This window comes from Rathayibacter sp. AY1C1, assembly GCF_002932105.1.
Classification (GTDB): Bacteria; Actinomycetota; Actinomycetes; order Actinomycetales; family Microbacteriaceae; genus Rathayibacter.
Window position 1 is genome coordinate 19,298 of the sequence record NZ_PSWH01000026.1, and the last position, 14,972, is coordinate 34,269.

Sequence of the window (14,972 nt, forward strand, 5' to 3'; positions counted from 1 at the left end):
GTGTCCCGCCCCGAGTCTGGCTTCTTCGGCTGGACGGCGCCCGCACGCGCGGGGTGCGCGCGCTGGGCGGGGCCCGTGGTTGCAGGGATCAGATCGTGGCGACGGATCCGGAGTCGACGCGGTAGTTCGAGCCGTTCACGAACGAGGCGCGGTCGGAGCAGAGGAAGGCGATCACGGCTGCGACCTCCTCGGCCTCGCCCCGGCGCTTCAGCTCCATGTACGGCCGCTCCTCGTCGAGGAAGGACGAGATCGCCTCGTCGACCGAGGTGCCCCTCTGCTCGGCGCGCTTGGACATCATCGCGTCGGTCATCGGAGTGCGGATGAACGCGGGCGAGACCGTGTTCACGAGCAGGCCCTCCTGCGCGTAGGAGCGCGAGAGGCCCTTGGCGAAGGCGAGGACGCCCGCCTTCGCGGCGCAGTAGGGCAGTTCGTCGTCGTAGGGCTGCACGGCGTCCTCGGAGGCGGTGAGCACGAGCCGGCCCCAGCCTCCGGTGCGGAGGTCGGGGAGGAACTCGCGCACGAGCCGCACAGGCCCGAGCAGATCGACCTCGAGGGTGCTGGTCCAGCCCTCGTCGTCGATCTCGTGGAAGAGGCCCTGCGCCCCCGTGACTCCGGCGCACTGCACGAGGATGTCGATCGCGCCGACCGCTCCGGCCACGCGGCGGTGCAGCTCGGCGAGCTGCTCCGTGCTGGTGACGTCGGCGGCGAAGGCGTGCAGGCGGCCCTCCGGAGCGTCGAGCCCGGCCGCGGCCCGGTCCAGCTCCGCCTGGTCCTTGTCGGTGATCACGACGGTCGCGCCCTCGGCGAGGAGGAGCTGCGCCGTGGCCAGGCCGATGCCGGAGTCGCCTCCGGTGACGAGGGCGGTGCGGCCGGTGATCCCGAGATCCATGCTGAGGTGCTCCTTGTGGGTGCGGTGCGAGGGGGTGTTGTGGGTGCGGTGCGAGGGGTTGGTACCGGTCTACGCCCCTCGGAGCCGGCCCTCAACGGGTTGCGCGGACGCCGTCGGCGGGGTTACGCGCGGCCGACCTTCTCCGGCGCCAGCTCCTCGATGGTGATGGCCGCGTTGATCAACGCGAGGTGGCTGAGCCCCTGCGGCAGGTTGCCCCAGAAGGCCAGGTCGTCGACCGCGATCATCTCGGACATGATCCCGACGTCGTTCGGGACCGTGGCGACGAGCTCGTCCATCAGGGCGACCGACTCGTCGTGCCGACCGACGCAGGCCAGGGCGGAGGCGAGCCAGAACGAGCAGGCCACGAACGGGTGCTCCTCGCCCTCCATGCCGGAGTAGCGGAACAGCAGCGCGCCGCGGCCGAGCTCCTTCACCAGGGCGTCGATGGTGGAGATCATCCGCTCGCCGCGCTCGTAGCCGCTGGGCGCGTGCAGGAGCACCGAGGCGTCCAGCTCCTCGCTGCCCGGGTACATCACGTAGGAGCCGAGCTCCTCGGACCAGCAGTGCTCCTCGATCCACTCGCGGATGCGGTCGCGCTCGAAGCGCCAGCGGTCGGGGCTGCCCGCGACCTGGCCGAGCTCCGCCAGGTGCACGGCTGCGTCGAGCGCCTGCCAGCAGCCCATCTTCGAGGAGGTGTAGTGCTGCTCCTCCTCCAGCTCCCACATGCCCGCATCGCGGTTCCGCCACAGGTCGCAGGTGGTGTCGGCGACGCGGGCGAGGAGCCGACCGGTCTGGATGTCGAGGACGTTGCCCTCGTCGACGTAGATGCGGCAGATGTCGAAGAGGTCGCCGAAGACGCCCAGCTGCAGCTGGCTCTGCGCTGCGTTGCCGGCGACGACCGGGCCGATTCCGGCGTAGCCCGGGACGTCGAACTCCTCCAGGACGGTCGGCATGGAGCCGTCGAGTCCGTAGAAGATGTGCAGGTCCGGCCCGTGCTCCTTGATCGTGCGGAGGAGCCAGGACAGCGCGGCGTGCGTCTCCTCGCGCAGGCCGAAGCGCACCAGCGCGTGCATCGTGTACGCGGCGTCGCGCACCCAGGCGAAGCGGTAGTCCCAGTTCTTGCCGCCGTTGGGCGACTCCGGGAGCGACGTGGTCGCGGCCGCGGCGATGGCTCCTGTGGGCGAGTAGATCAGCAGCTTGAGCGCGAGGGCGCTGCGCTGGACGGCCTCGGACCACGGGCCGTCGTAGGAGAACTCCTCCGACCAGTCCTGCCAGCTGCGGATGGTGCGGTCGATGCCGCGGTCGACGTTCTTCGCGACCGGGAAGTGCAGCGGCTCGTCGTGCGTGGCCGACACGACCAGGACGTGCCGCACGGCGTCCTTCCCCGCGGTCACGACGAAGGAGCCCGTCAGCTCGTCGCCGGCGCCGGAGGGTGCGTCGTCGCCGTCGGGCCCGTGCTCCTGCCCGGTGACGCCGATGGTGATGTCTCCGGCGCGGATGAGCGAGCGGCCGTCGGCGTTCTGGATCCACGGGGAGAACCGGCCGAGTCCCGTTCCGGGACGCACGGCCCACCGCATCCGCACCTCGCCGTCGACACCGTCCACGCGGCGCGCGAGCTCGGCCCACGGGAGGCGGCCCGCGATCCCGGTGACGAGCGCGTCCGTCACGCGGACGGTGCCCGACTCGGTGGTGAAGGTGGTCTCGAGGACGTTCGTGTCGCGGATGTAGGCGCGCGACACCTCGGCGGGCTCCTCGGGGGTTAGCTCGACGCAGCCGCCGGACTCGGCGTCGATCAGGGCGGCGAAGGCGGGGGTGGAGCCGAGGTCCGGGACGGGCATCCAGTCGACGCTGCCGTCCTTCGCGATCAGGGCGACCGTGCGACCGTCTCCGATCGCGGCGTAGTCGCGCAGGGGCCTGGTCGAGCGGGGTGCAGCCATCCCCTCACCGTAGGGCGCGGGCGGTGCGCCGATTCGGGCTTGCGGGCGGACGGGCTTGCTTGTAGCGCCCGGTCAGGTCGTGGCGACTCCGCCGTACTCCTCGAGGCGGTCGGTGAACTCGCCGCGGTCCTCGTCCTGGAGGACCCCGTTCGCGTACCCCGCCAGGAACGCGCCCTGCGGGTCCGGCGAGAGGCCTACTCCGTCGAGCATGTCGGCGACCAGGCCGGTCGGATCGGCGTCGAGGTCGACGAGGCCCAGCTCGATCGCGGGCACGAGGTCGGCGGAGGAGCGCGCGGTGACGATCCAGAGCGCGGCCGAGGCCTCCTCGTCCGAGAGGTCGCCGTCGAGCTCGTAGCCCGCCTCCGACCACTCCTCGGGGGTGTCGGCCACCTCGACGTCGTCGAAGCCGAGGGGCGCGAGCGCTGCGGTGAAGCGGTCGACCGCCGCCTGCCTGTCGGCGTCGGTCGAGACGTCGGCGGCGGCGTACTCGGTCGCCGAGATGTAGTCGTAGAGGAGGGAGGGCCCGCCGTAGGCGTTCTGCGACTGCTCGTAGTACTCGTCGTCGGCCGAGGTCCACTCCTCGGGGACGGCGCCCTCGACGGCCGCGACGGCCTTCTCGGCACTCGCGCGCACGTCCTCCGCGGACGGCTGGCCGAGGATCGTCGCGGCGTCGCCGTCCTGGTAGCCGGGGTAGTCGTAGAGCGGATCGGACGGGTCCCCGCTGCCGAACGGGTCGTCCGTCGGGTCGCCGAACGGCTCGGACGGAGCGCTCGTCGACGCGCTGCCGGCGGCGGAGTCGAGCGCGCCGCCCACTCCGACGGCGACGAGCGTGCCGAGCACGCCGGTGTAGACGACGCCCACGAGGAGGCTCGTGCCCAGCGCGATCCAGGCGCCCCTGCCGAGCGGGCGGTGGGAGGGGACGGAGCCCTGCGTCGGGCCCGGGGCGGGCGCGGGCGGCGGGCTCATCGGCATCTGGCTCATCGCACTCCTCCGGACTCCAACGGCAGCCTCGTCAGTCTGGCACCTCGGCGGTCGCTCGGAGGAGGGACCCCGGGGGCTTGCGCGCGCGTCGCCGACCTCCTGCGCCCGGGTGGCCGCCGCGTGGCCCCGGCCGGTGGACAATGGCCGGATGGACGACGTCGTGCCCGCCTCCCCGCTCCCCTCCCTCGGCGAGATCGACGCGGGACTCCGCGTCGTCGCTCTGCCGCTCCGCACCCGCTTCCGCGGCGTCGACAACCGCGAGATCGCGCTCGTGCGCGGCCCCGAGGGCTGGACCGAGTTCTCGCCCTTCCTCGAGTACGGCGCGGAGGAGTCGGCGGCGTGGCTCCGGGCGGCGATCGACTACGGCTGGAGCGAGCAGCCGGCACCGCTGCGCGACCGCATCCCGGTGAACGCGACCATCCCGGCCGTCGCACCGCACGAGGTCGCCGCCGTGCTCGCGAGCTACCACGGCTGCCGCACGGCGAAGGTGAAGGTCGCCGAGCGCGGCCAGACGCTGGCCGACGACGTGGCCCGGGTCGTCGAGGTCCGCCGCCTGCTCGGTCCGGAGGGCCGGATCCGCGTGGACGCGAACGGCGGCTGGAACCTCGACGAGGCCGAGCACGCCGTCCACGCCCTCGCGGAGTCCGACCTCGAGTACGTCGAGCAGCCGTGCGCGAGCGTCGACGAGCTGGCGGAGCTGCGCTACCGGGTGAAGTACATGGGCATCCCGATCGCCGCCGACGAGAGCGTCCGCAAGGCCGCCGATCCGCTCGCCGTCGCCCGGGCCGGAGCCGCGGATCTGCTGGTCGTGAAGGTCCAGCCGCTCGGCGGGACGCGCCGGGCGCTGGCGCTCGTCGCCGAGGCGGGGCTGCCGGCGGTGGTCTCGAGCGCGATCGACAGCTCGGTCGGACTCGCCATGGGCGCCGCCCTGGCCGCGGCGCTCCCCGAGCTGCCCTTCGACTGCGGACTCGGCACCGCGTCCCTCCTCGCCGCGGACGTCACGGAGCGGCCGCTGCGGCCGGTCGACGGCGGCATCCCCGTCGGCCGCGTGGAGGTCTCGGAGGAGCTCCTCTCCCGTCACGCCGTGTCGCCGGAGCGGCTCGCCTGGTGGCGGGCACGGCTCCGCGACTCCTACGCGCTGCTCTGATCGTCGGCGGCGGGCGCCGCGTCGGAGGAGCGGCAGAATGGGAGCGTCGGCCGCCGGTGCCCGACGCGTCCCCCACCCTCGAGCATCGGAGCACCGTGAGCGCATCGACCGTCCCCGTCTTCCTCGACTGCGACACCGGCATCGACGACTCGCTCGCCCTGGCGTACCTCCTCCGCTCGCCCCGGGCCCGCCTCGTCGGGATCAGCACGGTCAGCGGCAACACCGACGCCCGCCGGGCCGCCGTCAACAGCCTCGGCCTGCTCGCGCTGGCCGGCCGCGGCGACGTGCCGGTCGCCGTGGGGGCGCACCACTTCCTCGAGGAGGACTACGCCGGCGGATCTCCGCACGTGCACGGCGACGACGGCATCGGCGGGGTCGCGCTGCCCGAGGGCGGCGAGCCGGTCGACGAGGATCCGGCCGACCTCCTCCTCCGTCTCGCTCGTGAGCACGAGGGCGAGCTGCGGCTGGTCGCGATCGGCCCGCTGACGAATCTCGCGCTCGCCCTCCGTGCGCACCCGGAGATCGCGTCCCTCGTCCACTCGGTGACCGTGATGGGCGGAGCCGCGCTGGTCCCCGGCAACGTGACCGCCGTGGCGGAGGCCAACATCTGGCACGACCCTGCGGCCGCCGCCGAGGTCGTCGCGGCCGACTGGGATCTGACGCTCGTGCCCCTGGACGTGACCATGCGGCACCTGCTGACGGAGGAGGACCGCGCCGTCCTGCTCGCGTCGCCCGATCCCCTCGCGCAGGCCATCGGGCAGGCGCTCGACTTCTACTTCGACTTCTACGTCGGCCACTTCGGCGAGCGCACCGCTGCCATGCACGACCCCATGGCCGCCGCGATCGCCGTCGACGCCGTCGCCCTCACCTCCGCCCCGCGCGTCCACGTCACTGTCGACGCCACCCACGGCCCCGGCCGCGGCCAGACCGTCGCCGACCTCCGCGGCATCTACCGCGGCGTCCATCCCTCCGACGCCCGCACCCGCGTCGTCCTCGCCCTCGACGCTCCTTTCGCCCCCCACCTCATCGACGTCGTCACCGCCGTCTGACCCGTCCGAGGCCGCCCGAAGCCCGTCCGTGCCCCCGGCCGCGACACGCCCGCTCCTCGATCAGCACGCACCGACCCGGCGCTTCCGTACACGGGAACTCGACAGGCTCGCTCCGAGCGTTCGTGTCAGGGGATCTCGATACTCGCGCTGCTCACTACTCGATCAGCATGTCCCGTCGACCGCCGTCCCCCCGCCCTCCCGCGAAGCGCAGCTCCCCAGAACCCGACCGCGCAGCGGAGCGCTCCCCCACGGCGACCGCTCCCCCACGGCGACCGCACCCCCACGGCGATCGCGAAGCGGAGCCCACCCACCTCGGCGACCGCGGAGCCCACGCTGACCCGACCGCGAAGCGGAGTCCACCCACCACCGCGACCGCGAAGCGGAGCACTCCCCCGCGGCGAACGCGAAGCGGAGCCGTCCCCAGTGCGCGTCCTGGTGGGCGGTCGGCGGGGCCTGGTGGGGTCGATCGCAAGGCGGAGGCGTCGGGCGTAGCGGCGCTACGTTCGTCGCCGACAACGCCGCGAGCGGCCCCGCCAGGCCCCGCCGATCACATGCCGGTGTCGAGGCCGGAGTAGGCGTGGAGTCCCTTGAAGAACACGTTGACGACGCCGAAGTTGAACATGACGGCGGCGAAGCCGACGATGGCGAGCCAGGCGGAGGGGGTGCCGCGCCAGCCGCGTGTGGCGCGGGCGTGGATGTAGCCGGCGTAGATGGTCCAGATGATGAAGGTCCAGACCTCCTTGGTGTCCCAGCCCCAGTAGCGGCCCCAGGCCTTCTCGGCCCAGACGGCGCCGGCGATGAGCGTGAAGGTCCAGAGGATGAAGCCGAGGATCGTGACGCGGTAGGCGAGGTTCTCGAGGGTGAGGGAGCTGGGCAGGGTGCGCAGGAAGCGGAGGACCGAGCGGGGGCTGTCGCCGGAGGATTCGCGGCGGGCCTGGAGGAGCTGGGTGACCGAGAGCGCGAAGCCGAGGGCGAAGAACGCGGTGCCGAGGATCGCGACGAGCACGTGGATGACCAGCCAGTAGGACTGGAGTGCCGGCGGGAGCGGGACGACGGCGACGTAGTAGTTGACGGTCGCGATGCCGAGGAGCACCAGGACGAGGCCGGTGATGAACGCTCCGAGGAAGCGGAGGTCCCAGCGCAGCTGGACGGCGAGGAAGACGCCGATGATGATGAGCGTCCCGGTCATCGAGAACTCGTACATGTTCGCCCAGGGGACGCGGCCGGCGGCGACGCCGCGGAGGACGGTCGCGCCGAGGTGGAGCACGAAGCCGAGGAGCGTGAGCGAGAACCCGATGCGCATGGTCTTCGAGCGGGCGGGGGCGCGGTAGACCTCGTCCTCGACGCGGCTGCCGATGCGGGAGAGCGTCGCGGTGCGTCCGGAGCCTGCGGCGGCGACGGTGGCCTTGCCGCTGGCCGCGCGGTCGGCGGCGGCCGCGGAGGCGACGCGCTCCGCCTCCTGGACGACCTCGATCGACTCGCCGTCGGCCAGGGAGGCGCGGCGGGCGAGGTCGATCGCGAAGAAGACGAACGCCATGGCGTAGATGCCCATGGCGGAGGAGAGGCACAGCACCGAGTACTGCGAGAGGGTCGCGATCACCTCCTCAGGGTAATCGCTCGCCGCCCCGCCCGCCCCTTCGCGCTTGCACAGACTCGGCCCCTGCCCAGCCGGGCGGCGCCTGTGGAGGGGCCTCCGGGGCGTCCGGGAGGCGGGTCAGTCGAGCGGGGCGTGCCGGTCGGCGATCGTCCGCACGGCGCGCACCAGCTGGGGGTCCTCGCCGCGGGCGAGTCCCGCGTACTCGAGGAGGAGGCCGCCGTCGTCCTGGGCGGTCGCCTTCACCCACACGCGGCGCCGCGGGACGAACAGCGAGGTGAGGAGTCCGGCGAGCACGAGGATCGCGAAGAGCAGCACCCAGCCCTGGGTCGCGTCGTGGTGGATGTCGAACGAGGCGAAGCGCTTGACGCTGTCGGTGCCGATCCGCGTCGGGTCGGCGCCCGTGTTGTCGAAGGTCACGCTGCCGAGCCCGTTCGGGAGCTCGGCCGTGTCGCCGGGCTTGAGGGTAATTGGCGCGACGCCGGTGGTGCCGCCGGTGAGCCGGGTCAGCGAGTCGGTGTTGAGCACGTAGACGGACGTGGGCACTCCCCCGTCGAGGCCGAGGTCGCCCGCGAAGACGTTCAGCGAGAGCACGGGGTACTGCAGGTCGGGGAAGATCGACGTCGACGCCCCGGAGGCCAGCGTGTCCTGCGTCGGGTAGAAGAATCCGGTGAGGCCCAGCTGCTCGGAGAGCCCGTCCGGCACCTTGACGACGCCGACGGAGGTCAGGTTCGCGTCCTGCGGGAGGAACGGCACCGAGTCGGTGAAGATCGCCCGGCCGGAGGGATCCCGGACCGTGATCGTCGGCGCGTAGCCGTTGCCGAGGAGGTAGACGTTCGTGCCGCCGATCGCCAGCGGGTCGTTGACCTTGATCGTGCGGTCCTCGGTGCCCCCGCCGCGCTCGGAGGTCGTGACGTTCGCGGTGAAGTCGACGGGCTGGCCGAGCGCCGACTGGTTCTGCTCCTCGTACTTCACGTCGAGGCTGTCGAGGGTCAGCTGGTACGGGTCGAGCTGGCTGCTGTCGAAGAAGCGGCCGGGGTTGAAGGAGTCGTAGGCCGCGAGGTTGTTCGCGAACCCCTGGGAGCCCTCGACCAGCACGCGCTGCCCGCTGTAGCCGAATCCGCCGCCCACTCCGACGGCGACGAGGATGCCGACCAGGGCGGAGTGGAAGACCAGGTTGCCGGTCTCGCGGAGGTAGCCGCGCTCGGCCGAGACGCTCGACCAGCGGCCGCGCGGGTCGTCGTAGCGCTCGACGCGGTAGCCCGCACGGCGCAGGACGGAGTGGGCGGAGGCGACGGCCTCCTCCTCCGTCGCGCCCTCGACCTCGCGGACGGTGTAGCCGGCGAGGCGCTGCAGGCGTGCCGGGGTGCGCGGCGGCCGCGATCGCATCGCCTGGAAGTGGTGACGCGTGCGCGGGACGATGCAGCCGATCAGGGAGATGAACAGCAGCAGGTAGATGCTCGAGAACCAGGCGGAGGTGTAGGTGTCGAACGCCTGCACCCTGTCGAGCAGGGGCGCGAGGTCGGGGTTGTCGACGAAGTACTGGGTCACGCCGTTGGGGTCGGAGGAGCGCTGCGGCACGAGCGATCCGGGGACCGCCGCGATCGCCAGCAGCAGCAGCAGGAACAGCGCCGTGCGCATGCTGGTGAGCTGGCGCCACATCCAGCGGAGCCAGCCGGTGAACCCGAGCGCCGGCTGCGTGACGGTGCCGTCGGAGTCGTAGTGGTCGGCGGGGCGGAAGGAGGCGTCCTTCCTCCGCTGCGCGGCCTCGTCGGGGCGGCGCGTGCTCTCCTCGGGCTCAGATCGCCGGCTGGAAGCCATCGATCACCGCCGAGAGGGATCCGTAGACGAGGGTGTTCCAGATGCCCGTGACCATCAGGACTCCGATCAGGACGAGGGCGGCGCCGCCGAGGACGTTGACCACGCGGATGTGGCGCTTCACGAAGGCGAGCGTGCTGGTCACCCAGCTGAAGCCGAAGGCGACGAGGAGGAAGGGGATGCCGAGTCCGAGGCAGTAGACCAGGGCGAGGAGGGCGCCGCGCCAGGGCGAGCCCACGCCGTAGCTGAGGGCGAGGATCGAGCTCAGCGTCGGGCCGAGGCAGGGCGTCCAGCCGACGCCGAAGACGATGCCGAGCAGCGGCGCTCCGATCAGCCCGGTGGCGGGACGGATCCCGGGCCGGAGCGTGCGCTGGAGGAACGAGAACTGCCCGATGAAGACGAGCCCCATCGCGATCACGACGAGCCCGAGGACGCGGGTGATCAGGTCGGTGTACTGGCGCAGCCAGAAGCCGACCGTGCCCGCCGCCGCCCCGTAGAGGACGAACACCAGCGAGAATCCGAGCACGAAGAGGAGGACCCCCAGCACGACCCGGCGGCGTCCGCGGGCCGCCCGCTCGTCGGCGTCGGTGAATCCGCCGACGTAGGCGAGGTAGCCGGGCACCAGCGGGAGCACGCAGGGCGACGCGAAGGACACGAGCCCGGCCAGGAGCGCGATCGGCACGGCCAGCAGGAGCTGACCGCTGACGACGATGTCGCCCACGCCGCTACTCCTCCTCGGCGAGCGTGTCGCCCACGAGGGTCGAGAGGATCGACGCCTCCTGGAGCTGGCCGAGGATGCGCGACGCGACGCGCCCCTCCCTGTCGAGGACGAGCGTCGTGGGCACGGCGTTCGGCGGGACGGTGCCGGTGAAGGCGAGCTGCACCGACGAGTCGGTGTCGACGATGGAGGGGTAGCCGAGCCCGAAGGTCTCGGCGAAGGCGGCCGCGGTGGGGGCCTGATCGCGCACGTTGACGCCGACGAACGACACGCCCTTGTCGGCGAACTCCGTGTTCACCGTCTCGAGGTCAGCGGCCTCGGCGCGGCACGGGGCGCAGCTGGCGTACCAGAAGTTGACGACGACGACCTGCCCGGCGAGGTCGGCGGAGTCGATGGTGGCGCCGGTCTCGTCGGTGCCGGAGAAGACGATGGGGTCGCCCCGGTCGGCGGCGGCGATCTCGGTGACGGTGCCGTCCCCCGAGATGTAGCCCTTGTTGCTGCCGTTGCGGTACTGGTCGGCGAGCGGATCCTCGGAGCAGCCCGTCAGCGCGAGCGCGGCGGCCAGCGCGAGGACGCCCGCTGCGCGGAGCCGCCCCGTCCGGCGCATCAGACCGCTCCCACGTCGGTGGCCAGGCCCTGCAGGCCGGCGGCCGGGTCGGAGTAGCCGACCTCGACGAAGCCGTCCCCGCGCCGCTCGAGGGTCGTGATGCTCGAGAGCGCGCAGCGGCGCTTGCGCGGATCGTGGAAGAGGCGCTCGCCGGCGAGGGCGCGGTGGACCGTCCAGATGGGGAGCTGGTGGCTGACGATCGCGGCGTCGCCCTCCTCCGTGCTCTCCCACGCCGACTCGATCGCCGCGTACATCCGCGCCGAGATGGAGAGGTACGGCTCGCCCCAGCTGGGCTCGAAGGGGTTGCGGAGCCAGGGCCAGTGCTTGGGGTTCCGCAAGGCGGAGCTGCGCGCGGCGAGGGACTTCCCCTCGAAGCGGTTGCTCGGCTCGATCACCCGCTCATCGGTGCGGATCTCGAGCTCGAACGCCTGCGAGATCGGCTGCGCGGACTCCTGCGTGCGCTGGAGCGGCGAGGCGATCAGCGCCGTGACGTGGCGACGGCGCTCGAGCAGGTCGTCGGCGGCGGAGCGGGCCATGCGGTGGCCCAGATCCGAGAGCCGGAAGTTCGGGAGTCGCCCGTAGAGGACCCGGTCGGGGTTGAACACCTCGCCGTGCCGCACGAGATGGATCTGATCGGCAACCACGAGCGTCAAGTGTACGGAACGCGGCGTGGGGGAACGCCGGGAAAAGGGTCGCCTGAGCCGGACCTGAGCGGAGCCTCAGCGCCGCGCCGAGACCGCCGCCGACAGCCGCCGCACGAGCGGTCCGGGCAGGTGCCGCACCACGGCCATCGGGACTCCGAAGCGCACCGACGGCACCGAGACGACGGAACCGCGCGCGACGTCGCGGAGGAACTCCTCGACCACTGCGTCCGCATCGAGCCAGAGGAAGGAGGGGATGGAGGAGGTGTCCATCGCCGCCCGCTCGTGGAACTCGGTGCGCACCCAGCCCGGGCAGAGCGCGGCCGAGCGGACGCCGGTGCCGCGCAGCTCGACGGCCAGCGACTGCGCGAAGGCGGTCGCCCACGCCTTCACCGCGGAGTAGGGGCCGAGGTGCACGAAGCCCGCGACGCTCGACACCGTGAGGATCGCGCCGCGGCCGCGGGTGGTCATCGCCTCCGCCGCCGCACCCGAGAGCACGGCGACCGAGCGCACCATCACCTCGAAGGCGTGGTCCTGGGCGGCGACGTCCGGCTCGGCGAAGGTCCCGTCGATCCCGAAGCCGGCGTTGTTGACGAGGACGCGGACCGGACGGGCCGGATCGACGAGCCGCGCGCGCACGCGCTCGACCTGCTCGCGGTCGCCGAGGTCCGCGGGCAGGACCTCGACCGCCGCGGCGCCGAGGCCGCGCAGTCCGGCCGCCGCCTCCTGGAGGCGCTGCTCGCTGCGGGCGACGAGGACGAGGCTCCAGCCGCGCCGCGCGAACGCCCGGGCGAAGGCGAGGCCGATGCCGGAGGACGCGCCGGTGATCAGTGCGGTGCTCATGCGCGCAGGAGGGCGGCGAGGCCGTCCTCGCTCACGACGGGGATCCCGTAGTCGCGGGCATTCCTCGCCTTGCCGGACAAGGAGTTGGGATCGGCGGCGACGACCAGCTTGACCTTCTTCGTCACTCCGGGGTGGGCGATCAACCCGCAGTCCTCGAGGACGGTCGTCCACTCCTGGCGGGTCCGGCGCATCTCCCCGGTCAGGACGACGAGGTCGCCCGGCTCGAGCGAGAAGCGGTCGACGACGGGCGCGGGCTGTTCGACGGCGTCCCGCGGCTCCGTGGCCGCGACGAGCCGCTCGTGATCGATGCCGAGCAGATCGGCGACAGTCGCGAGGTCCATCAGCTCGTCGTCGGCGAGGACGCCGTCCGACCAGGCGACCGCGGTCAGGTCGTCGAAGTAGCGGTCGTGGAGGACGCGCACGACCGCACGACCGATTCCGAGGTCGTCGGCCGCGGTGACCAATTCGCGCTCCTCGTGCGCCGAGATGACGCGGTCCAGGAGGCAGCGGTCCAGGAGGGCGAGGTACTCGCCGTGCTCCACGGGTCCGGAGTGGTCGGGCATCCGCTGGACGACGCGCTCCAGGAAGGAGGCGGGAGCCACGGCGGTCGCGGGTCGGGGCGTCCACAGTGTGCGCCTCCGCGGAACAGGAGGCCAGCCGTAGGCGAGTGCCTCTCTCAGGTGATCGTCCCAGCGGTCGCGACCACCGGAGACGGCGATGTACTCCGCGAGCAGGCGGCCCGTGGCGGTCGCATCGACGACCGCTCGGTGAGCGTTCTCCAGCGGGATGTCGAACGCGGCGCAGCAGTCGGCGAGCGAGCGCCCCGCACCCGGCAGGAACTCGCGTGCGAGCTGCATCGTGCACAGCAGCATCTCGCTCGAGAGTGTCGTCTCGACGCCGAGTCGGGCCAGTTCCGCTGTCAGGAACCGCCGCTCGAAGCTCGCATTGTGGGCGACGACCACCCGGCCGTCGAGATGTACCAGCAGATCGGAGGCGATCGCGGCGAAGGACGGTGCGTCGAGTATCTCGCGCGCCGAGATGCCGTGGATCCTCTGCGCGCCGAGATCGCGGTCCGGGTTCACGAGCGTCTCGAACGCCGCCTCGAAGCGCCCCTCCGCATCGAGATGGACGACAGCGACCTCGATGACGCGGTCGCCCCGCTCGGGACGGACCCCCGTCGTCTCGAAGTCGATGACCGCGAATCCCAGTCCCGCCATGGCACATCCCCCTCGGATCCTCTCGAGCCCGCGCGCTCGCTCCGCGATGCTAGCCCGACGCCGGAGCACGCAGGGGGACCGACTGCACCCCCTTTCGTGCCGCGCCGGAGGCCGCGGGCCGGCGCGTGCTCCTGCTCCGCGCCCGCCCGGCGGCCCCCGAGTAGACTCCCCTACCGTGACCGACGAGACCCGCCTCCCCCGAACCACTGTCAAGAAGCTCGCCGCGCTCGAGGACGGACCCGTCCGCGTGTCCGGCTGGGTCGAGACCGTGCGCGACCAGAAGAAGGTGCAGTTCGTCGTCCTGCGCGACGAGTCCGGTGCCGTGCAGCTGGTGAACCCGGCCGTGCGCGAGGCCGTCGAGGGCGACGACGCGTCGGCTGCGCGCCTCGCGATCACCGAGGAGATCTCCGGCCTCGCCCAGGGCTCCTTCATCACCGTCACCGGCGCGCTCAAGCACGACGAGCGCGTGAAGCTCGGCGGCATCGAGGTCAAGCTCGAGACGCTCGAGGTCGTCGCCGCGTCGATCCCGGAGGCGCCGATCGCGCCCGACTCCGGCATCGACAAGCGCATGGACTGGCGCTTCCTCGACCTGCGCCGTCCCGAGCAGAACCTCATCGCCCGTGTGCAGACCACGTTCGAGCACGCGCTGCGCACGTACTGGATCGAGCACGACTTCATCGAGATCCACACCCCGAAGCTCATGGCGAGCGCCTCGGAGTCGCGGGCCGAGCTCTTCGAGGTCGAGTACTTCGAGACGAAGGCCTACCTGGCGCAGAGCCCCCAGTTCTTCAAGCAGATGGCGCAGCCCGCCGGCTTCGGCAAGGTCTTCGAGGTCGGCCCCGCCTTCCGCGCCGACCCGAGCTTCACCTCGCGTCACGCGACCGAGTTCACGAGCGTCGACGCCGAGGTCTCCTGGATCGACTCGCACGAGGACGTCATGGAGCTGCACGAGCAGCTGATGGTCGCCGGCCTCACCGCCGTCGTCGAGAAGCACGGCGCCGAGGTCAAGGCGCTCTTCGACATCGACCTGACCGTCCCGACCACGCCGTTCCCGCGCATCCCGCTCGCCGAGGCCAAGCGCATCGTCGCCGAGCGCGGCTACGAGGTGCCCCGGGCCGACGACGACATGGACCCCGAGGGCGAGCGCCGCATCGCGGCCTACGTGCAGGAGGAGTTCGGGCACGACTTCGTGTTCCTCACCGACTACGCGTCGAGCATCCGGCCGTTCTACCACATGCGCCGCGAGGGCGACGGGACGATCACCAACAGCTACGACCTCATCTACAACGGCGTCGAGATCTCGACCGGAGCCCAGCGCGAGCACCGCGTCGACGTCCTCGTCGAGCAGGCCCGCGAGAAGGGCCTGGACCCGGAGGAGCTCGAGTTCTACCTCGACTTCTTCCGCTACGGCGTCCCGCCGCACGGCGGCTTCGGCATGGGGCTCTCGCGCGTGATCATGCTGATGCTGAACCAGGCGAACCTCCGCGAGGTCACCTACCTGTTCCGCGGCCCGACCCGCCTGCTGCCCTAG

At 72.2% G+C, this 14,972-nt stretch carries 13 protein-coding genes; 3 read left to right on the forward strand and 10 right to left on the reverse strand.

Annotated features, from left to right (window positions below):
* Window positions 1-88: 88 nt before the first annotated feature.
* The 3 genes from C5C71_RS12450 to C5C71_RS12460 all read right to left on the reverse strand — a co-directional run bounded on the left by C5C71_RS12450 (window position 89) and on the right by C5C71_RS12460 (window position 3,807).
* Window positions 89-889 (reverse strand): SDR family NAD(P)-dependent oxidoreductase, encoded by an 801-nt coding sequence (locus C5C71_RS12450; protein ID WP_104266734.1) that lies wholly within the window; start codon window positions 887-889, stop codon window positions 89-91.
* Between the two features lie 122 nt (window positions 890-1,011).
* Window positions 1,012-2,826, reverse strand: coding sequence for a glycoside hydrolase family 15 protein (locus tag C5C71_RS12455; protein WP_104317666.1), 1,815 nt, complete (start codon window positions 2,824-2,826; stop codon window positions 1,012-1,014).
* Window positions 2,827-2,898: 72 nt separating this feature from the next.
* Window positions 2,899-3,807: a hypothetical protein gene (locus C5C71_RS12460; RefSeq protein WP_104337800.1), complete on the reverse strand. Its 909-nt coding sequence runs from the start codon at window positions 3,805-3,807 to the stop codon at window positions 2,899-2,901.
* A gap of 148 nt (window positions 3,808-3,955) precedes the next feature.
* On the opposite strand from C5C71_RS12460, the gene C5C71_RS12465 reads away from it, so the two are divergent.
* On the forward strand, window positions 3,956-4,954 hold the full coding sequence (locus C5C71_RS12465; RefSeq protein WP_104337801.1) for an o-succinylbenzoate synthase: 999 nt from the start codon (window positions 3,956-3,958) through the stop codon (window positions 4,952-4,954).
* A gap of 95 nt (window positions 4,955-5,049) precedes the next feature.
* Window positions 5,050-6,003, forward strand: a complete 954-nt coding sequence (locus C5C71_RS12470) for a nucleoside hydrolase (protein WP_104337808.1) — start codon at window positions 5,050-5,052, stop codon at window positions 6,001-6,003.
* A 547-nt stretch (window positions 6,004-6,550) separates the two neighbouring features.
* Here C5C71_RS12470 and ccsB read toward each other — a convergent pair.
* The 7 genes from ccsB to C5C71_RS12505 form a co-directional block, all read right to left on the reverse strand.
* On the reverse strand, window positions 6,551-7,555 hold the full coding sequence (gene ccsB, locus C5C71_RS12475; protein WP_104224871.1) for a c-type cytochrome biogenesis protein CcsB: 1,005 nt from the start codon (window positions 7,553-7,555) through the stop codon (window positions 6,551-6,553).
* 162 nt (window positions 7,556-7,717) lie between these two features.
* Complete coding sequence (locus C5C71_RS12480; RefSeq protein ID WP_104337802.1) at window positions 7,718-9,418, reverse strand: cytochrome c biogenesis protein ResB; 1,701 nt, start codon at window positions 9,416-9,418, stop codon at window positions 7,718-7,720.
* Window positions 9,396-10,136: a cytochrome c biogenesis CcdA family protein gene (locus tag C5C71_RS12485; protein ID WP_258060562.1), complete on the reverse strand. Its 741-nt coding sequence runs from the start codon at window positions 10,134-10,136 to the stop codon at window positions 9,396-9,398. The genes C5C71_RS12480 and C5C71_RS12485 overlap by 23 nt, the downstream gene beginning before the upstream one ends.
* A gap of 4 nt (window positions 10,137-10,140) precedes the next feature.
* Window positions 10,141-10,740, reverse strand: coding sequence for a TlpA disulfide reductase family protein (locus C5C71_RS12490; protein WP_104337803.1), 600 nt, complete (start codon window positions 10,738-10,740; stop codon window positions 10,141-10,143).
* Window positions 10,740-11,384 carry a histidine phosphatase family protein gene (locus C5C71_RS12495; RefSeq protein WP_104224864.1) on the reverse strand — a complete coding sequence of 215 codons (645 nt, stop codon included), beginning with the start codon at window positions 11,382-11,384 and terminating at the stop codon, window positions 10,740-10,742. Before C5C71_RS12495 ends, C5C71_RS12490 begins: the two co-directional genes overlap by 1 nt.
* Window positions 11,385-11,459: 75 nt before the next feature.
* Window positions 11,460-12,224 carry an SDR family oxidoreductase gene (locus C5C71_RS12500; protein WP_104224863.1) on the reverse strand — a complete coding sequence of 255 codons (765 nt, stop codon included), beginning with the start codon at window positions 12,222-12,224 and terminating at the stop codon, window positions 11,460-11,462.
* Window positions 12,221-13,441 carry an exonuclease domain-containing protein gene (locus C5C71_RS12505; protein WP_104337804.1) on the reverse strand — a complete coding sequence of 407 codons (1,221 nt, stop codon included), beginning with the start codon at window positions 13,439-13,441 and terminating at the stop codon, window positions 12,221-12,223. Before C5C71_RS12505 ends, C5C71_RS12500 begins: the two co-directional genes overlap by 4 nt.
* A gap of 175 nt (window positions 13,442-13,616) precedes the next feature.
* On the opposite strand from C5C71_RS12505, the gene aspS reads away from it, so the two are divergent.
* Window positions 13,617-14,972 carry an aspartate--tRNA(Asn) ligase gene (gene aspS, locus C5C71_RS12510; RefSeq protein WP_244229585.1) on the forward strand — a complete coding sequence of 452 codons (1,356 nt, stop codon included), beginning with the start codon at window positions 13,617-13,619 and terminating at the stop codon, window positions 14,970-14,972.